This is a genomic window from Luteimonas deserti (assembly GCF_013425765.1).
In the GTDB taxonomy this organism is placed as follows: domain Bacteria; phylum Pseudomonadota; class Gammaproteobacteria; order Xanthomonadales; family Xanthomonadaceae; genus Luteimonas; species Luteimonas deserti.
This window is the reverse complement of sequence record NZ_JACCJZ010000011.1, coordinates 1-19,078: the sequence shown is the minus strand read 5'-3', so window position 1 is coordinate 19,078 and position 19,078 is coordinate 1. Positions and strand designations below refer to the sequence as shown.

Annotated in this window: 10 protein-coding genes; 6 read left to right on the top strand and 4 right to left on the bottom strand. The window is 70.5% G+C overall.

What is annotated here, in order from left to right; translation table 11 throughout:
- Positions 1 to 68 precede the first annotated feature (68 nt).
- From H0E82_RS05000 to H0E82_RS04990, 3 genes are all read right to left on the bottom strand, one after another.
- Complete coding sequence (locus H0E82_RS05000; protein ID WP_180544359.1) at positions 69 to 2,897, bottom strand: valine--tRNA ligase; 2,829 nt, start codon at positions 2,895 to 2,897, stop codon at positions 69 to 71.
- Positions 2,898 to 3,011: 114 nt separating this feature from the next.
- Entirely contained in the window at positions 3,012 to 3,437 is a 426-nt protein-coding gene (locus H0E82_RS04995; protein WP_180544358.1) for a DNA polymerase III subunit chi, read from the bottom strand.
- Positions 3,438 to 3,507: 70 nt separating this feature from the next.
- Complete coding sequence (locus H0E82_RS04990) at positions 3,508 to 4,995, bottom strand: leucyl aminopeptidase (protein ID WP_180544357.1); 1,488 nt, start codon at positions 4,993 to 4,995, stop codon at positions 3,508 to 3,510.
- Between the two features lie 135 nt (positions 4,996 to 5,130).
- On the opposite strand from H0E82_RS04990, the gene lptF reads away from it, so the two are divergent.
- Both lptF and lptG read left to right on the top strand, forming a co-directional pair.
- On the top strand, positions 5,131 to 6,216 hold the full coding sequence (lptF, locus tag H0E82_RS04985; RefSeq protein WP_180544356.1) for an LPS export ABC transporter permease LptF: 1,086 nt from the start codon (positions 5,131 to 5,133) through the stop codon (positions 6,214 to 6,216).
- On the top strand, positions 6,213 to 7,322 hold the full coding sequence (lptG, locus tag H0E82_RS04980) for an LPS export ABC transporter permease LptG (RefSeq protein ID WP_180544355.1): 1,110 nt from the start codon (positions 6,213 to 6,215) through the stop codon (positions 7,320 to 7,322). Before lptF ends, lptG begins: the two co-directional genes overlap by 4 nt.
- Before the next feature lie 1,312 nt (positions 7,323 to 8,634).
- Here lptG and H0E82_RS04975 read toward each other — a convergent pair.
- Positions 8,635 to 9,129, bottom strand: coding sequence for an RDD family protein (locus H0E82_RS04975; protein ID WP_180544354.1), 495 nt, complete (start codon positions 9,127 to 9,129; stop codon positions 8,635 to 8,637).
- Positions 9,130 to 9,167: 38 nt separating this feature from the next.
- On the opposite strand from H0E82_RS04975, the gene xerD reads away from it, so the two are divergent.
- The 4 genes from xerD to H0E82_RS04955 form a co-directional block, all read left to right on the top strand.
- Positions 9,168 to 10,148, top strand: coding sequence for a site-specific tyrosine recombinase XerD (gene xerD / locus H0E82_RS04970; protein WP_180544353.1), 981 nt, complete (start codon positions 9,168 to 9,170; stop codon positions 10,146 to 10,148).
- Positions 10,149 to 11,156: 1,008 nt separating this feature from the next.
- Positions 11,157 to 11,963, top strand: coding sequence for a DsbC family protein (locus H0E82_RS04965; RefSeq protein ID WP_180544352.1), 807 nt, complete (start codon positions 11,157 to 11,159; stop codon positions 11,961 to 11,963).
- A gap of 87 nt (positions 11,964 to 12,050) precedes the next feature.
- Entirely contained in the window at positions 12,051 to 15,992 is a 3,942-nt protein-coding gene (gene purL / locus H0E82_RS04960) for a phosphoribosylformylglycinamidine synthase (RefSeq protein WP_180544351.1), read from the top strand.
- Positions 15,993 to 16,423: 431 nt separating this feature from the next.
- On the top strand, positions 16,424 to 19,078 hold a 2,655-nt coding region (locus H0E82_RS04955), incomplete at its 3' end, for an ESPR-type extended signal peptide-containing protein (protein WP_268889901.1).

Sequence of the window (19,078 nt, the reverse complement as noted above, 5' to 3'; positions counted from 1 at the left end):
GCGGAGGCCTGCGAGGCCCGCGCGGTCGGGCGCGACGCGCCCGACAGGAGGTGCCGGGTGGCGGTGGCCTACAGCCGCGCGCGCTGCGCGGCGAGGGCGTCGCGCTGGCCGCTCCAATCGGCCAGACGCTGGCGTTCCTGCTCGACCACCGTCATCGGCGCGTTCTGCACGAAAGTCTCGCTCGCGAGTTTCGCGGTGCACTTGGCCAGCTCCGCCTCCACCCGCTTGAGTTCCTTGTCCAGGCGCGCGCGTTCGGCATCGAGGTCGACCAGCCCCTCGAGCGGGACGTAGAGTGCGAAATCGTTGACCAGTGCGGTCGCCGCCGGCGGCGGATCGCCCTCCAGGCGCTCGATCCGCTCCAGCCGTACGAGGAACCGCAGCTGCGGGTCGAACCGGTGCAGGCGTTCGGTGGCGAGCGGATGATCCTCGCGGGTCATCAGCACGATCTGCCGCGCCGGCGACACGCCGAGCTCGCTGCGGATCCGGCGGATCGCGGTGACCATCTGCTTGAGCCATTCGACATCCGCATCGGCCTTGGAGTACGCCACCACTGTCTCCGCGTCCGCCTGCGGGTACGGCTTCAGGGAGATCGTGTCGCCGGCGATGCCCAGGCGCGGCGCCACCTCGCGCCAGAGGGCCTCGGTGACGAACGGGACCAGCGGATGCAGCAGCCGCAACAGCGCCTCGAGCACGTGCAGCAGCGTGCGACGCGTGCTCTGCGCGGCCGGCGCGTCGTCGCCATTGAGCGCCGGCTTGGCGAGCTCGACGAACCAGTCGCAGAACTGGTTCCAGGCGAACTCGTAGAGGGTCTGCGCCAGCAGATCGAAGCGGTAGCTCGCGAAGTGCGTGCGCGCCTCGTTGGCGGCCTTGTCGAGCTGGGCCAGGATCCAGCGTTCGGCATCCGTCACCGGCCAGGCCGCGTCGCCGGCGGCAACGCCGGTCTCGGTGTTCATGAGCACGAAGCGCGTCGCGTTCCACAGCTTGTTGCAGAAATTCTTGTAGCCCTCGGCGCGGCCGAGATCGAACTTGATGTCGCGGCCCGGGCCGGCCAGCGCGGCCATCGTGAAGCGCAGCGGGTCGGCACCGTGGGCGATGATCCCGTCCGGGAATTCCTTGCGCGTCGCCTTCTCGATCTTCGGCGCATCTTTGGGCTTCATCAGCCCGGTGGTGCGCTTGGCGACGAGGTCCTCGATGGTGATGCCGTCGATGATGTCGAGCGGATCGAGCACGTTGCCCTTGGACTTCGACATCTTCTGGCCGTCGCGGTCGCGCACCAGCCCGGTCATGTAGACGTGGCGGAACGGCACCTGGCCGGTCAGGTGATCGGTCAGCATGATCATCCGGGCGACCCAGAAGAAGATGATGTCGAAGCCGGTGACCAGCACGCTCGAGGGCACGAACTGCTCGAAGCCGCGCTCGGCCATCGCCGTCGCGTCCGGCCAGCCCATGGTGTTGATCGGCCACAGGCCCGACGAGAACCAGGTCTCGAGCACGTCGGTGTCCTGGGTCAACGCGACATCACCGCCGAGCCCGGCCTTCGCGCGCGCCTCGGCCTCGTCGCGGCCGACGTAGACGTTGCCGTCGGCGTCGTACCAAGCGGGAATGCGGTGCCCCCACCACAGCTGGCGGCTGATGCACCAGTCCTGGATGTTCTCCATCCAGTGGCGATAGGTATTGGTCCAGTTCGGCGGCACGAACTTCACCTGGCCGCCTTCGACGAGGTCCATGCCGCGCCGGGCGAAACCCTCCATCGCCACGAACCACTGGTCGGTCAGATACGGCTCGATGACCTGGCCGGTGCGGTCGCCGCGCGGGACCTGCAGCTTGTGCGGCTTCGTTTCCACCAGGAAACCGCCGGCTTCGAGATCGGCCAGCACGGCCTTGCGCGCGTCGAAGCGGTCGAGGCCGCGGTAGCGCTCGGGTGCGTTCTCGTTGACCGCGGCGTCCGGGGTGAACAGGTTGATCATCGGCAGACCGTGGCGCTGGCCGACCTGGTAGTCGTTGAAGTCGTGCGCGGGCGTGACCTTGACCACGCCGGTGCCGAACGCGCGGTCGACGTAGCCGTCGCCGATCACCGGAATCGTGCGACCCGTCAGCGGCAGCACGACCGACTTGCCGATCAGGTGCGCATAGCGCGCGTCGTCAGGATGCACCATCGCCGCGGTGTCGCCGAGCATGGTTTCCGGACGCGTGGTCGCGACGACGAGATAGTCGCGCGTCTCACGCAGCGTCTCGTTGCCGTCGGCATCGACTTCGACGTGTTCGTAGCTGGCGCCATCGGCCAGCGGATAGCGGATCGACCACAGCGCGCCGTCTTCCTCCTCGCTGACGACTTCGAGATCGGAGATCGCGGTCTTGAGCACCGGATCCCAGTTGACGAGTCGCTGACCGCGGTAGATCAGGCCTTGCTCGTGCAGGCGCACGAAGGCTTCGACCACTGCTTCCGACGGCAGCGGGTCCATCGTGAAGGTGCTACGCGACCAGTCGCCCGACGCGCCGAGACGGCGCATCTGGCGCTCGATCGTGTCGCCGGACTGGCCTTTCCAGGCCCACACCTTTTCGATGAAGCCGTCGCGGCCCAGCGAGTCGCGGGTTTCGCCCCTGCCTTCGAGCGCGAGGTTGCGCGCGACCACCATCTCGGTGGCGATACCCGCGTGATCGGTGCCCATCTGCCACAGCGTGCGGAAGCCACGCATGCGGTGATAGCGGATCAGCGCGTCCTGCAGCGTGTGCTGGAAGGCGTGCCCCATGTGCAGCGTGCCGGTGACGTTCGGCGGCGGCAGCAGGATGGTGTAGGCCGGGCCGTCGCCCCGCGGCTGGAAAGCGCCGCTCGCTTCCCATTCCGCATACAGGCGGGCTTCGAAGGTGCCGGGGTCGTAGCTCTGGGAGAGGGGCATGGAGGAACCGTGATTGAGGGGTCGTAGATTCGGGATCCGGAAACGCAGCACCGGGTCGGTGGATCGGCGCGGTGCCCGTTCGGAGCACCGGTCACCGATGACGCATCACCACGCTCACATATCGTGTTTCGCGACGTCCAGGCCGGCGGCCTTGTACTGCTTCCAGCGCTCTCGGAGCGGCTCGCGGGCCGAATCGTCGGCCGGGACCACCTCCAGCACACGATCGAAGCCCGGGGGCGCCACGCCGTCGCGCAGGTTGACGACCAGCGCCCGCACGGGCACGTCGACATCGGGCGTTGCGATCAGGACCGGAGTCGCTTCGTCCTCGTCGTCCATGCCGGCGATCTGGTGCGGGATGTACTCGTCCTCGCCCATGTCCCACAGCATGTCGTCGAGGGCTTCGGCCTGCGCGCCGTCGCGCGCCAGGACCAGGGTCCACAGCTCGGCCGCGTAGGCCTTGCGGACCAGCTCGCAGACCAGACGCAGCGGTTCCTCGCGGAACCGCGGTTTGGCGATCAGATAGAAGTCGGCGCGTGGCATGGCGGCAGGACCGGGAAAGGGCGGACCGCGGGACGGGATGCCGCCGCAGTCCGCGCTGTGACGCGTTCGATCACGCCGCGCCGTGGGCGCGGTCGATCAGCCACTGGCTCAGCAGGCCGACCGGGCGGCCGGTGGCATAGGCCATCTTGCCGCTGCCGCTGGCACTGCCGGCGATGTCGAGGTGGGCCCAGCGCTGCTTCTCGGTGAAGCGCGACAGGAAACAGCCGGCGGTGATCGCACCCGCCCAGCGTCCACCGATGTTGTAGACGTCGGCGAAATTGGAATCGAGCATCGGCTGGTACTCGTCCCACAGCGGCAGGCGCCAGGCGCGGTCGAAGACCTGCTCGCCCGCGGCCAGAAGTTCGTTCGCCAGATCATCGTGCTTGCTCATCAGGCCGGTGGCCTGGGTGCCCAGCGCGACCATGCAGGCGCCGGTCAGCGTGGCGACATCGACCAGCGCGGCCGGCTCGAAACGCTCGGCGTAGGTCAGCGCGTCGCAGAGGATCAACCGGCCCTCGGCATCCGTGTTGCCGACCTCGATGGTCTTGCCCGACATGCTGGTGATGACGTCCGACGGGCGGTACGCGTTGCCGTCGATCGCATTCTCCACCGCCGGCACCACGACGTGCAGGTTGATCGGCAGATCGAGACCCACCGCGGACACGAAGGTGCCCATCACCGTCGCCGCGCCGCACATGTCGAACTTCATTTCCTCGATGCCGCCCTGCGTCTTGAGGTTGACGCCGCCGGTGTCGAAGGTGATGCCCTTGCCGACCAGGACGTACGGCTTGGCGTCACCGCCGTTGTTCCAGCTCAGGACGACGAGCCGCGGACGATTGGCCGCCGCGCGCGCGACCGCGAGCAACGAACCCATGCCGAGCGCCTCCATCTGCGCATCCTCGAGCACCTCGCACGACGCTTTGTCGAAACGCGCGGCGAAGGCCTGGGCCTGTTCGCCGAGGTAGGCCGGCGTGCACACGTTCGGCGGCAGGTTGCCGAGTTCACGCGCGAACTTGACGCCGGCGGCGATCGCCTTGCCCTGGGCAAGCGCGTCGGCGTCGTCGCCGTGGATGGCGATCGACGTGAGGGTCGACGGCTCGCGCTTCTTGTTGGCGGCGCCCAGCGTGGCCACGTAGCGATAGGCCGCGTGGTCGGCCGCGACCACCGCCTGGCGGATCTTCCAGGCTGCATCGCGTCCGGGGACGTCGAGGTCGGCAAGCGCGAGCGTGGCGTTGGCGCAGTTGCCGTCCTTGAGCGTGCGCACGGCATCGGCGACCGCCTTCAGGTACTGGGCGACACCGAACTTGCCACGCTCGCCGAGACCGACGGCCAGCACGCGGGGCGCGGCGACGCCGGGAAGTTCGTGCAGCAGTGCGCTGCGACCGGCTTTGCCCGACACGTCGCCCCGCTGAGCGAGGGCGGCGAGCCGTCCACCGCTGGCGGTATCGAGGGCAGCGGCCGCACCGGCGAGCGGGCCGTCGGCGAACACGCCCACCACCAGGCAGTCGGTGGCCAGATCGGCGGGAGCGGCGTGGTTCAGGGAGAATTCGAGGGTCATCAACCAGATTCCATAGAGTGATCGGTACACTTCACGGTCCAGTGCACGGCGCCGATGTCAGGCATGCCGGGTCGGATGCGCCGTTCGGGCGCGGCTGGACGAACCCCCAAGTCTAAAGCAAAGCCCCCGCACCCGATGCCGAAGCTCGACCGATACCTGTTCCGCGAGTTCGCCCAGGCCACCTTCGCCGCGCTCGTGGTGTTGATGATCGTCAGCCTCGGCGGCGTGTTCGCCGACGTGCTGGGCGACATCGCGCGGGGTCGGGTGCCCGCCGGGCTGATGCTGGCCCAGCTCGGACTCCAGGTGATCAACTATCTGCCGCTGATCCTGCCGCTGGGCCTGATGCTCGGTCTGATGCTGGCAGTGGGCCGCCTGTATCGGGATACCGAGATGCCCGTGCTGACTTCGGTGGGCGTAGGGCCGCGTCGCCTGTTGCGCCCGCTGATGCTGGTGGTCGGGCCGATGGTGCTGTTCATCGGCGCCTGTTCGCTGTGGCTCGGGCCGTGGGCGCGGGACTATTCGCAGCGCATGATCGAGGCCGGTCAGCGCAGCCTGCTGGTGTCGGGCCTGGAAGCAGGGCGTTTCGTCGAGTTTCCGGGCGGCGGCGGGGTGATCTACGTCAATGCGATGTCGGACGACGGCAGCCGGCTCGGCCGCGTGTTCGTCTATCGTCAGGAGGACGGGCGCATGGACGTGACCACGGCGATGAGCGGCGAGCTCACGGTCGAGGGCGAAGGCCGGTTCCTGCGCCTCGACGAAGGCTTCCGGGTGGAGGGCCCGCTCGATGCGGGCCTCGATTTCCGCCTGATGCGTTACGCGAGCAACGAGCTGCGTCTGCCGAGCGCGGAAATGAAGTCCCGTTCGGACGATCCCGAGCTCGCGCCGACGCTCGCCCTGCTGGGTGATCCGCGTCCCGGCGCGCACGCGCAGCTGCATTTCCGTCTCGCCCCGCCGCTGCTGGCCCTGGCGTTCGCGCTGCTGGCCGTGCGCCTGGCGCGCAGTCCGCCGCGCCAAGCGCGCTACGGCCGGATGATGATGGGCTTCTTCGCGTACGTCGTGGGCATGAACCTCATGATCATGGGCACCGACTGGGTCGAGGACGGCAAGGTGCCGGTCGCGCTGGGCCTGTGGTGGCTGGTGCTGCCCCTGCTGGCCTTCGCGGCATGGATGTACTTCAGTGACGGCCGGGTCAAGGCGCCGGTCTGGAAGCGCGTGGCATGACGCTGTTGCGCAAGCACGACGTCTACGTCGCACGCGTGGTCACCGTGATGGTGCTCGCCACCTGGATCGTGCTGACCGGGCTCGACACCGTGATGAGCGGGCTGCTGCCCGAGATGGACGACATCGGCCAGGGCAGCTACGGCTTCGTGCAGGCGTTGACGTACGTGATCTACACCATCCCGCGCCGCGCCTACGTCATGTTTCCCACGGCCGCGGTGATCGGCTCGCTAATGGGACTGGGCCAGTTGGCCGCGACGTCCGAACTCATCGCCATGCGGGCCGTGGGTCTGTCGCGCACACGCATCAGCGTGTCCGTGGCGCTGCCGCTGGTGGCGCTCACCGGGCTGATGATCGTCAACGGCGAATGGATCGGCCCGACGGCGCAGCGCACCGGCGATGCGATGCGTGGGGCGGCGCTCTCGAACAACATGATCCTCGGCCGGTATTCCGGTCTCTGGGCACGCGAAGGCGATACCTTCCTGCATGCCCAGGCCGGCAACGAGATCCGCGAGGGCGGCAGCAGCCGGATCCAGCTGCAGGACGTGCGGCTGTTCGAGTTCGCACCCGACGGACGACTCGAGTCCGTGGCCCACGCGCAGACCGCCGAGCACGGCGCGGACGGCTGGCGACTGCGCGACGTCAAACGCACCTGGTTCGAGCCCCGTGCGGTCACGCGGACCGAGGCCATCGAGGAGCAGTGGGCGTCGCAGCTCGATGCGTCCACGCTCGCCGCCAGCGCCAGCACCATCTGGCGACCGCGCTACATGCCGTCGAGCGAATTGCGCGCCGGCATCGACTATCGAAAGCGCAACCAGCTCGATGCGAGCGAGTTCGAGGAGCACTACTGGGGGCGCTGGTTCTATCCCCTGAACGTGCTCGCCCTGTGTCTGGCGGCGATTCCGTTCGCGTTCGGTTCGCTGCGCAGCGGCAATGCCGGCAAGCGGCTCTTCATCGGCGTCGTCTTCGCGCTCGGCTTCTGGCTGGTCCAGATGCAGGTGGTCAAGCTCGCGGCCGTGTACCGCCTCGACTACCGGCTGGCCTACATGATCCCGCCGATGGTCATGCTCCTCGCCTCCTGGGCCCTGTTCCGTCGCCGGAGTGGGTGAGGCACACCCGTTTGCGCGGCACTGCCGCGCGGGTGTGCCGAACGCCTCGCGTGCTTCGCGAGGCCGGACGCGCGCCGAAACGAAACGCCGACACCACTTCGACCACTGCCGCGCGGGTGTGCCGAACGCCTCGCGTGCTTCGCGAGGCCGGACGCGCGCCGAAACGAAACGCCGACACCACTTCGACCACTGCCGCGCGGGTGTGCCGAACGCCCGGCGTGCTTCGCCGGGCCGGACGCGCGCCGGAACGAAACGCCGACACCACTTCGACCACTGCCGCGCGGGTGTGCCGAACGCCTCGCGTGCTTCGCGAGGCCGGAGGCGCGCTGGAACGAAACGCCGACACCACTTCGACCACTGCTGCGCGGGTGTGCCGAACGCCCGGCGTGCTTCGTCGGGCTGGGAGAAGCGCCACCGTTTGCGCGGCACCGCCGCGCGTGGCGATGAACGCCTCGCGTGCTTCGCGAGGCCGGACGCGCGCCGGAACGAAACGCCGACACCACTTCGACCGCTGCCGCGCGGGTGTGCCGAACGCCTCGCGTGCTTCGCGAGGCCGGACGCGCGCCGGAAGGAAACGCCGACACCACTTCGACCACTGCCGCGCGGGTGTGCCGAACGCCCGGCGTGCTTCGCCGGGCTGGGGAAAGCGCCACCGTTTGCGCTGCACCTGCCGCGGGTGGCGATGAACGCCTCGCGTGCTTCCGAGGCCGGACGCACTGCGCCGCGCCGACAGATCTGACCCGAGTCGCAGTCGAGCATGCGCGGTCGCGCGCACTTCGCCGATCCGATGACAGGGGGCGGGCCGATCCCCGCGACATCACAGCGTCGCCGCCATGAACGCCCGGCGTGCCCGCCGGCCGCGACGCACTCCCGCCGGGATCCGGGGCGCAACAACGCAGGCACGCATCGGTCCCACGGCCGGCGAAGCGCGCGCCGGCGAACGCAGCTCCGGATCGCGATCGCCACCGAACGAGCGCTTAGAGTGCGCACGCCGGGTCGCACGACAGTGCGCCGAGGCGTGCATCGCCGTGCGCTGCCACGAGGACGCACGACGCCTGATGGGGCCGCGCAGCGAACCGAACTCCGGTGTCACGAGCGCGCGCTTCAGCGGCCCGGCACCTCGCCGGGCGCATGCGCGACCCAGCCGGCAAAAACAGGTCAGCCGGGTGGCGCGTCACCGTTGACGGCGTGTCGCGCCGGCGAATTGCGTCCGCGCATCACGTTCCGGCGATGCGCGCTTCCTGCCCCATTTACCGCTCCACCACGCATCCCGCGCTCGCCCGTGTAGCGCGCAAACGCCGCGTCCGGGCCATCATCCGGATCGACCCTTCGCCGCGGCCGTCACCCGCACCAGTCGCGTGCCACTTGCCCGGTCGTGCCAGGTCAGGCGGTCGCGGTCGATCCACGCCCACCAGAAGCCCGCGCCGGCAGAGAGCAGCGAGACGGTGCCCACCGCGAAACGCAGCCACAAGGCGGACGTGGACGCCTGGCGGCCGTCGATCGTGCGCACGCGCAGGCGCCAGGGCCGCATGCCGAGCGTCTGTCCGCCGTGGCGCCAGCTCACCACGGCATAGAGGCCGGTGATGCCCCAGCACGCGAGCCAGAGCAGCCACTGCAGGCCGCTCAGCGGAGCGATGTTCGCGTGGACGTCGTGCCGGCCCACGACGGTGTGGCCCACCGTGAACACCGCCGACAGCAGCAGCCACAGCGCGAGCACGGGCCACAGGTCGTAGAGCAGCGCGAGCAGCCGTCGGCCGATCCAGGCGTGGGCACGGGGCGGGGACGAAGTGTCAGGCGTCGACGACATTGCAGGAGCATAGCCGCGCAGCCGCTAAGCTTGCCGGCATGCCGACCCTCGCCACTTCGCCGGCCGAGCGCCGGGCGCTCGCCATCGCGCTGCCGCCGCTGCGCCAGGACGACCGCAGCGCCATCGAATCCTTCCTCGACGCGTTCTGGGCGGACGTCGGCATTTCGACCCAGACGGCCGCCGCCTACCGCCGCGATCTCGAGGGTCTCGCGCGCTGGCGGGACGGCCGCGAAGGCGGGATCGCGCACGCAGACCGTGCCGCCCTGTTCGAGCATCTCGCCTGGCGCACCCGGCACGGCTGGTCGCCGCGCAGCAATGCCCGCCTGCTGTCGGCGTTGCGTGCGTTCTACGCGGACCGCCAGCGTCGGCACGGCCGCATCGACGACCCGACTGCCCTGCTCGAGCCGCCCAAATTGCCCCGTCCACTCCCCAAGGCGCTGGGCGAGGCGCAGATCGACGCGTTGCTGGCCGCGCCCGATACGGCGACCGTTGAGGGCCTGCGCGATCGCACGATGCTCGAGCTCATGTATGCCTGCGGCCTGCGCGTGAGCGAGCTCACGGAGCTGCCCGCCAACGGCGTCAACCTGCGCCAGGGCGCGCTGCGCGTGACCGGCAAGGGCGGGCGCACGCGACTGGTGCCGCTGGGCGAGGAAGCGCAGCACTGGCTGCAGCGGTATCTGGCCGACGCGCGGCCGGTGCTCGCCGGCGGACGGCCGGTCTCCGGCGGTGCCCATGGCGAGGCGCCACTCTTCCTCACCGCACGCCGCGAGGCGCTGACCCGGCAGCGCTTCTGGACACTGGTGAAGCGTTACGCGGTCCTGGCCGGCATTCCCTCCGCCCGGATCAGCCCCCACGCATTGCGCCACAGCTTCGCCACCCACCTGCTCAATCACGGGGCGGACCTGCGCGCCCTGCAGATGCTGCTCGGCCACAGCTCCCTGTCCACCACCCAGATCTACACGCTGGTGGCCCGCGAGCAGCTCCAACGCCTCCACGCCACCCACCACCCGAGGGGATGAGGCCCCGTCGCCCACGCGGCATGCCGCGTGACGGGCCGAACGCCCGGCTTGCTTCGCGACCCGGCCGAAGCGCCACCGCCTGCGCGGCGCTGCCGCGCGTGGCGATGAGCGCTTTGCGCGTCGCGAGGCCGGACGCGCCGGGGCAACAGGCCACCGCATCCTGCCCATCACTGCGCAGGGCTGGACGCACGGCATGTCTCGCCGGGTCGAACGAGCCGGCACCGCCAGCGCGGCATTGCCCTGCGTGGCGGTGAACGCCGTGCGCGCGTCGGGAGACCGGAGGTGCGACGGAACAACACGCCGATCGCATCTGGACCGTCACCGCGCAAGGCCGAACGCTCGGCATGTTTCGCCGCGCCGAACGGATCGCCACCGCTCGCGCGGCGCTGCTGCGCGCAGCGACGAACGCTCGGCGCGTCGCGAGGCCGGGCGCGCGCCGGGGCAGCAGGCCAACCGCATCGTGCCGATCACTGCGCAGGGCAGAACGCCTGGCGTGCTTCGGCGGGCCGGACACGCGCTGGAATGAAACGCCGAGTGCATTCCGACCATCGCCGGGCGGATGTACCGGACGCCCGGCGCGCCTGGCCGGGCCGGGCGAAGCGCACCGCGCGCGCGGCACTGCCGGGCGTAGTGGTGAATGCCTCGCGTGCTGCGCGCGCCCGGGCGCGCGCCGGAACGACATGCGACTGCATCCCGGCCGTCATCGCGCTGCCGCCGACTGCCAGGCATGCCTCGCCCGGCGGAACGCCGCACCGCTCACGCCTCGGTCGTCCTCCGCCGTACCGCCCGGTCAACGCCCATGCCCGGGCTTGCGCCTGGCGTCGCCACCTGACTCGACCGCCTGTCGCGGCCCCGTCTGGGTCCCGCAGCCGCCGCATCGTCACGAGCCGCGGATACGCGCATCGCCATGAACGGAATCCGCCGAAGGGACGCGTGTCCCGGACCGCTCCGGCGCTTCATGCCAGAATTGCCGCCCCCGGAGCTCCTCCGCCCTTGGTCGCAGAATCGATGAAGCGATATGTGTTCGCGCTGTTGGGCGCCTTCAGCCTGTCCGCCTGTGCCCAGGGCACGGACGAGGCCGTGCAGGCCCAGGCCGATCCCGCGGCGTCGGCCGTGACCGCCGGGGAGGATGCATCGCCCGGCACGCCGGCGGCGAACGCGCGCAATGCGATCCTGTCGATCAACTCGCAGGTGGGCATCGAGAGCGTCGCCGATGCGCCGCTCCCGGGCTTCCAGGAAGTGATCGTGTCCGGCCAGGTGCTGTACGTGAGCAATGACGGCCGCTACGTGCTGCAGGGCAGCCTGTTCGATGCGGAGGAAAAGCGCGATCTGAGCCAGGCGGGTCTGTCGCTGCTGCGCAAGCGGCTGCTGTCCGAAGTGCCGGAAGACCAGCGCATCGTCTTCGCGCCCGCGAATCCGAAGTACACCGTGTCGGTCTTCACCGATGTCGAATGCGGCTACTGCCGCCGGCTGCACGAGGAGATCGCGGACTACAACGCGCGCGGGATCGCGATCGAGTATCTCGCCTATCCGCGCATGGGCCCGGGCAGCGAGGATTTCCGCCTGATGGAATCGGTCTGGTGCGCGGACGACCGCCGCAAGGCCCTGACCGATGCGAAGTCCGGGCGCCGCGTGCCGTCCAGGACCTGCGAGAACCCGGTGGGTGCGCATTACGCGCTGGGCCAGCGGGCCGGGCTCACCGGCACGCCGATGATCGTGGCCGGGGACGGCACCCAGATGCCGGGGTACATGCCGCCCGACGCGCTGCTGGCTGCCCTGCAGCGGCTCGAGGCCGAGGGCGGCGGCAGCCGCTGAGGCCTGCATGCGCGCGCCGTCCCGGACGGGGCGGCCGCGCCGGCCATTGGCTACAATGGCCGGCCCTGAAATACGGTTTCCCCGGACATGATCGTCCTCGAGGGCCAGCAGGCCCTGTCGCCGTTCCGCCGCGAACGGCTTGAAGCGCGTCTACGCACGGTGGTCCCGGACCTGCGCATCGCAGGCGCCTGGCACGTCTACTTCGTCGAGCCCGAGCCCGGGCTTCTGCCGGACGACGCCGCGCTGCGGCGGATCCTGGAGGTCGACGCGGGCTCCGGGCCGGCTGTCGATGCAGGTGCCGTCTCGCGCATCGTGTCACCGCGGCTGGGCACGATCTCCCCGTGGGCGAGCAAGGCCAGCGAACTGCTGCGCGGCGCAGGCCTGCCGGTGAAGCGGGTGGAACGCGGCCTGCGCATCGATCTGAGCGGCTGGCCGGACGACGCGGCTGCAGCGGCCGCCCTCTCCCGCCACCTGCACGACCCCATGACCCAGTCCCTGCTCGAAGCCGTCGGGCAGGCGGACGCATTGTTCGCGGTGCCGCCGCGCGGTGATGTGGAGCGCATCGCGCTGGAGGATCTCGAAGGCGCGAACACGCGCCTCGGCTTGGCCCTGGCCGATGACGAGATCGCCTACCTGCGCGAGCGCTTCGGCGCCCTCGGACGCGCGCCCTCGGACGTCGAACTGATGATGTTCGCCCAGGCCAACTCCGAGCACTGCCGGCACAAGATCTTCAACGCCTCGTGGACCCTCGACGGCGAGCCGCAGCCGCAGTCGCTGTTCCGGATGATCCGGCACACGCATGCGCAGACGCCGGAGCACACGCTGTCGGCGTACAGCGACAACGCCGCGGTCGTCGAGGGCTATCCGGCGCGTCGCTTCCGGCCCGATCCGGTGTCGTTCGAATACCGCAGCGAGCCGCTGGTCGACAGCGCGTTCTGCATCAAGGTCGAGACCCACAACCATCCGACGGCGATCTCGCCGTTCGCGGGCGCGGCCACCGGTGCCGGCGGCGAGATCCGCGACGAGGGCGCGACCGGCCGCGGCGGCAAGCCCAAGGCCGGCCTCACCGGATTTTCGGTCTCGCATCTGCGCATTCCCACCCTGCCGCAGCCGTGGGAGGCCATGCGCGCGTTGAATCCGCGCATGGCGCCGGCGCTGGAGATCATGCTCGACGGTCCGCTCGGCGGCGCCGCGTTCAACAACGAGTTCGGTCGGCCGAACCTGCTGGGTTACTTCCGCAGTTTCGAGATCGCCGAAGGCGACGGCGGCCTGGTCCGCGGCTACGACAAGCCGGTCATGCTCGCCGGCGGGCTGGGGGCGATCGACCGCGCGATGGTCGAGAAGAAGCGCCTGTCGCCGGGCGATGCGGTGGTGGTGCTGGGCGGCCCGGCGATGCTGATCGGCCTGGGCGGCGGCGCCGCGAGTTCGGTGGCTTCGGGCGAAAGCGCCGAGGACCTGGATTTCGCCAGCGTGCAGCGCGAGAACCCGGAAATGGAGCGCCGCTGCCAGGAGGTCATCGACCGCTGCGTGGCGCTGGGCGAGCGCAATCCGATCCTGTGGTTCCACGATGTCGGCGCAGGCGGCCTGTCGAACGCGATTCCCGAGCTGCTCCACGACTCGGGCGTCGGCGGGATCATCGATCTGGGCCGCGTGCCCAGCGACGATCCCTCGCTGTCGCCGATGCAGCTGTGGTGCAACGAATCGCAGGAGCGCTACGTCCTCGGGATTCCGCAGGATCGCGTGGCCGAATTCACCGCGCTCTGCGCGCGCGAGCGCTGCCCGTTCGCCGTGGTCGGCGTCGCGACGGCCGAGGAGCACCTGACCGTGGGGTACGGGGTGTTTCCGGGGGGCGATGGGCCCGGCCCGGCGCAGCACGCCGTGCGTTCGGAGTCGCCGCGCGGCAATGCCGCGCAAGCGGCGTCTCCTCACCCCATCGATCTGCCGATGGATGTGCTGTTCGGCAAGCCGCCGAAGATGCACCGCGACGCGGGACGGCCCGCCGCGCATCGATGGCCGGCGCTCGCCAGCCGCGAGATCGATCTGCACGAGGCGGGCCTGCGCGTGCTCGCGCATCCCACGGTCGCGTCCAAATCCTTCCTGGTCACGATCGGCGACCGCAGCGTCGGCGGGCTCACCGCGCGTGACCAGATGGTCGGTCCGTGGCAGATGCCGGTGGCCGACTGCGCGATCACGTTGTCCGGATTCGACGGCTTCACCGGCGAGGCCATGGCCATCGGCGAACGCACGCCGCTCGCGTTGATCGATTCGGCCGCGGCCGCCCGCATGGCGGTCGGCGAGGCGATCACCAACCTGTGCGCCGCCCCGGTTGAAACCTTGCACCGGGTCAAGCTTTCGGCCAACTGGATGGCGGCCGCGGGGCATCCCGGCGAGGAAGCGCGCCTGTTCGACGCGGTGCGGACGATCGCGATGGACCTGTGCCCCGGGCTCGACCTTTCGATTCCGGTCGGCAAGGATTCCCTCTCGATGCAGGCGCAGTGGCACGCCGACGGGGTTGCCCACAAAGTGGTGTCGCCGGTTTCGCTGGTGATCACGGCGTTCGCGCCGGTGGCCGATGTGCGCACCCAGTTGACCCCGTTGCTGTCGCGCGAGCCGGACACCGAGCTGTGGCTGATCGGCCTCGGCGCGGGCAAGCAGCGGCTGGGCGGTTCGGTGCTTTCGCAGTGTTTCGACGCCTTCGGCGGTGCGTGTCCGGATGTCGACGACGGCAGCCGGCTGAAGGCGTTCTTCGAGCTGATCTGCGACGCGCGGGAGGCGGGCCTGTTGCTCGCCTATCACGATCGATCCGACGGCGGCGCGTTCGCGACCTTGTGCGAGATGGCCTTCTGCTCGCACCTGGGGCTCGACATCGATCTCGAGGGCTGGGGCGACGGCCGCGACGCGGTCCGCACGTTGTTCTCCGAGGAGCTGGGCGCGGTGGTACAGATCGCCGCGCAGGATCGCGCCGAGTTCGCCGATCTGGTCGAGCGGCACGGCCTGATCGAATGCGCCCAGCGCATCGCGCGGCCGGCGACGGCGCCACGCATCCGGGTGCAGGACGGCGAGGAACGGCTCGCGGAATGGACCTGGGAGTCGCTGTTCGATGCATGGTGGTCGGTGAGCCACGCGATGCAGGCCCTGCGCGACAACCCGGCCTGCGCCGACGAGGAACGCGCGGCGGCGCGCGATTTCGCCGCCCCCGGCCTCCGGCCGGTGCTCAGCTTCGACCCCGCGGAGGACGTGGCCGCGCCCTACATTGCCACCGGTGCGCGTCCGCGCATCGCGATCCTGCGCGAGCAGGGCGTCAACGGTCAGATCGAGATGGCGGCGGCATTCGATCGAGCCGGCTTCGCGGCCATCGACGTGCACATGAGCGACCTGATCGAGGGACGGGTGGATCTGTCGACGATGCGCGGCCTGGTCGCCTGCGGTGGCTTCAGTTACGGCGATGTGCTCGGCGCGGGACGCGGCTGGGCCACGTCGGTGCTCGAACGCGGCCGCGTGCGCGAAGCGTTCGAGGCCTTCTTCGCGCGCGAGGACACCCTGGCGCTGGGTGTGTGCAACGGCTGCCAGATGCTCGCCCAGCTCAAGACCATCATCCCGGGTGCCGAACACTGGCCTCGTCTGTTGCGCAATCGCAGCGAGCAGTTCGAGGCGCGCTTCGGATTGCTCGAGGTGACCGACTCGCCATCGCTGTTCCTGGCCGGCATGACCGGGTCGCGTCTTCCGGTGGCGATCGCGCACGGCGAGGGGCGGGTCGCGTTTGCGACCGAACAGGATCGTGCAGCGGCGCAGGTGGCAGTGCGGTATGTCGACGGAACCGGCGCGCCGGCGACCACGTATCCGGCCAATCCGAACGGTTCCGACGGGGCTGTCGCCGGCCTGTGCACCCGTGACGGCCGGGTCACGATCGTCATGCCGCATCCGGAACGGACCACACGCACCGTCAATCTCAGCTGGGCCCCGACGGACTGGGTGGAGGACAGTCCGTGGATGCGGATGTTCCGCAACGCGAGACGCGCGCTGGGTTGAGCGCACGCCCAGTCGTCCCGAAGGCCCGCCATGTGCGGGCCTTTTTTTGGGCCGGGGATTTTGATAGGCATCAACTATCGTTATTGCGGGGGCGCTGCGTGCGTCTTCGCGGCTGTCCCCACGACAGAACATCTGCAGAAGGGGCGACGGGTTTCTGCCGTGTCCGATCAATGTGACCAATCGCGTCACATCATGCTTACAGAACTGTCCAACCTGAACACGTGTTTGGGTATTGACTGACGTCACGTGTCAGGTCGAGTATCGGGATCGCATTTTTGGTTGGGCGTTGTTCAGGTTTTTCGGTCGCGCGTCGGTTTTCCGTCGCGCTGTACCCGAGGTCGCCCGCCCTGGTCATTCCGTCTCGATCCGCACGTGGACGAGACACCTGTCACATCTGCAGCCGTATCCCACGAGACAAGGAACCGCACTCGATGAATCGCATCTATCGCAAGGTCTGGAACAAATCCCTCGGGCAGCTCGTCGTCGCGTCGGAATTCGCGCGTGGTGACAGCGGCGGCACGGTGGCCGGCGGCGGTACCGTCGGCGCCCCGGCGGGATCCGGACTTGCGGTGGCGCTGGCCGCCGTGCTCGCAGGACTGGGTGTGCCCAGTGCCTTCGCGCAATCGGTCGCCATCGGCGACAGCGCCAACTGCGTGGTCGCGGCCTGGCCGGTGACCGATCGCTGCATGGTCGACGGCAATGCGGTCGCCAGTGGCGTCAACGCCGTGGCGATCGGCGCCGAGGCGCGCGCGACCGGCGCGCAGGCGGTTGCCGTCGGTGCGGCCAGCCTGGCCTCGGGCGCGAACACGATCAGCGTGGGCGCCGGCGCGCAGTCGGCCGCCACGAGCGCGAGCGCCCTGGGGGCGAATGCGCGGGCCTCGGCGACGAACGCATCGGCGGTCGGCGCCGGCGCGAACGCGCAGCAGGTGGGTGCGACGGCGCTGGGTTCCAACGCACGAGCCGGGGGCCAGCAGAGCACGGCGGTGGGCTTCACGTCCCAGGCGCTGTCGACAGGGGGCGTGGCACTGGGGCGCGCAGCCATCGTGCAGGCGGCGGCCGCCAATGCCGTCGCGCTCGGTCACGGCGCCATCGCCACCGAGGCCGATACGGTATCGCTGGGTAACGGCACCGGCGCCGGTGGCGCGCCGGCCACGCGCCGCATCACCAACCTTGCCGCAGGCGTCAACGCGAGCGATGCAGTCAACGTGGCGCAGCTGCAGGTCGTAGCCGACGTCGCGGACGAGACCAGCCGCCATTTCCAGGCCAGCGGCGATGCCGACGCATCCGCCTCGGGTGACGATGCCGTCGCGGCTGGATCGGGCGCCGCCGCGGACGGCGACTTCAGCACCGCCATCGGCGCCTCGGCCCAGGCGCTCGACGCGGGCGCGTCGGCCGTCGGCAGCGGCGCATTCGCGTTCGGCGTAAACGCCACCGCATTCGGCTTCAACGCGCTCGCATCCGCGGAGAACGCCATCGCTGCCGGTGCTTTCGCCGAGGCCGGGGGCGAGTACGCGGTCGCATTGGGCGCGCAGAGCGTGGCGAGCGGCGACGGCGCGCTCGCCAGCGGTGCGCTGGCCGAGGCCAGTGGCGTCGAAGCGACCGCGGTGGGCTATCTCGCCAACGCGGCCGGAGACGCCGCGACAGCGGTCGGCGCCGAAAGTACCGCAGGCGGTGCGCAGGCAGCCGCCTTCGGCTTCGCGGCCGACGCCAGTGGCGAATTCTCGACCGCGCTCGGCGGTAATGCGGTGGCCTCCGGCGACAACGGCACGGCGGTGGGCAACTTCAGCGAAGCCAGCGGTGCGAACGCGCTCGCGGTGGGTGCGGACAGCATCGCGTCCGGGGCCACCAGCACGGCGGTCGGCCAGGCCGCGCAGGCGACCGGCATCAACAGTGTGGCCGTCGGCGGCGCGCTCGCCGGCCTGCTGCCGACCGAAGCCTCCGGCGACTTCTCCACGGCCGTGGGCGGCGCGGCCTGGGCGGCGGGCACCAACAGCACGGCCCTGGGCAACTACGCCGAAGCGGTGGCCGACGACAGCGTGGCCCTCGGCGCCGACTCGGTGGCCGACCGCGCCGGCACGGTCTCGGTGGGCAGTGCGGGCAACGAGCGCCAGATCACCAACGTGGCCGCGGGCACGGCGGGCACCGATGCGGTGAATGTCGACCAGCTGGCCGAGGCGACGCAGTACGCCCGTTACTTCGCCGCGTCCGGCAGCGAGGACAGCGACAACGCGGCCTATGTCGAAGGCGACTACGCGACGGCGGCGGGCGAATCGGCTTCGGCGGTCGGGCAGGGGGCCACGGCCCTGGGCAGCGGCGCACAGGCCTTCGGCCAGGACGCGACCGCGGTCGGCTTCAATGCCACCGCCCTCGCCGACGACGCGCTCGCACTCGGCGCCTACAGCGAGGCGAGTGGCGAACAGAGCACGGCGGTCGGCCAGCGGGCGAATGCGTCCGCCCTCGGCGCATCCGCGATCGGCAATGCCGCCCAGGCCTCGGGGCCCTACGCGACGGCGGTGGGCACCGAAGCGGACGCATCGGGCCAGCAGGCCCTGGCGACGGGGTTCCGCTCGATCGCCTCCGGCGACGGCGCGACCGCCACCGGCAGCTACGCCGAAGCGACCGGCTTCCTGGCGAGCGCGCTCGGCTACGGCGCCGAGGCCACGGCCGACCGCGCGACGGCCGTGGGTGTCGCGGCGGTCGCCAGCGGTCTGAACTCGACGGCCGTGGGCAATACCGCGACGGCCAGCGGCGCCACCAGCCTGGCGGCGGGCACCACGTCGCGCGCCACCGGTCTCAACAGCACGGCGCTCGGCGGCTCCGCCTGGGCAACGGCGGACAACACCACGTCGGTGGGCCAGTTCGCGTGGGCGACGGCGGTGGGGACGACGGCCGTGGGACGCGATTCCTACGCCTATGCGCAGAACGCGACCGCGCTGGGTCTGAACGCCTGGGCCAACGGCGTGAACAGCGTGGCGCTGGGCGCGGGCGCCCGTGCGCCGGAGGCCAACGTGGTCTCGATCGGCAACGGCACGGGCGCAGGCGGCTATCCGGCCACGCGCCGGATCACCAATCTCGCTGCCGGCGTC

Excerpts from the sequence above, each read along its gene's own strand:
- H0E82_RS05000 (WP_180544359.1), bottom strand. The coding sequence starts at position 2,897 with ATGCCCCTCTCCCAGAGCTACGACCCCGGCACCTTCGAAGCCCGCCTG.
- H0E82_RS04995 (WP_180544358.1), bottom strand. The coding sequence starts at position 3,437 with ATGCCACGCGCCGACTTCTATCTGATCGCCAAACCGCGGTTCCGCGAG.
- H0E82_RS04990 (WP_180544357.1), bottom strand. The coding sequence starts at position 4,995 with ATGACCCTCGAATTCTCCCTGAACCACGCCGCTCCCGCCGATCTGGCC.
- lptF (WP_180544356.1), top strand. The coding sequence starts at position 5,131 with ATGCCGAAGCTCGACCGATACCTGTTCCGCGAGTTCGCCCAGGCCACC.
- lptG (WP_180544355.1), top strand. The coding sequence starts at position 6,213 with ATGACGCTGTTGCGCAAGCACGACGTCTACGTCGCACGCGTGGTCACC.
- H0E82_RS04975 (WP_180544354.1), bottom strand. The coding sequence starts at position 9,129 with ATGTCGTCGACGCCTGACACTTCGTCCCCGCCCCGTGCCCACGCCTGG.
- xerD (WP_180544353.1), top strand. The coding sequence starts at position 9,168 with ATGCCGACCCTCGCCACTTCGCCGGCCGAGCGCCGGGCGCTCGCCATC.
- H0E82_RS04965 (WP_180544352.1), top strand. The coding sequence starts at position 11,157 with ATGAAGCGATATGTGTTCGCGCTGTTGGGCGCCTTCAGCCTGTCCGCC.
- purL (WP_180544351.1), top strand. The coding sequence starts at position 12,051 with ATGATCGTCCTCGAGGGCCAGCAGGCCCTGTCGCCGTTCCGCCGCGAA.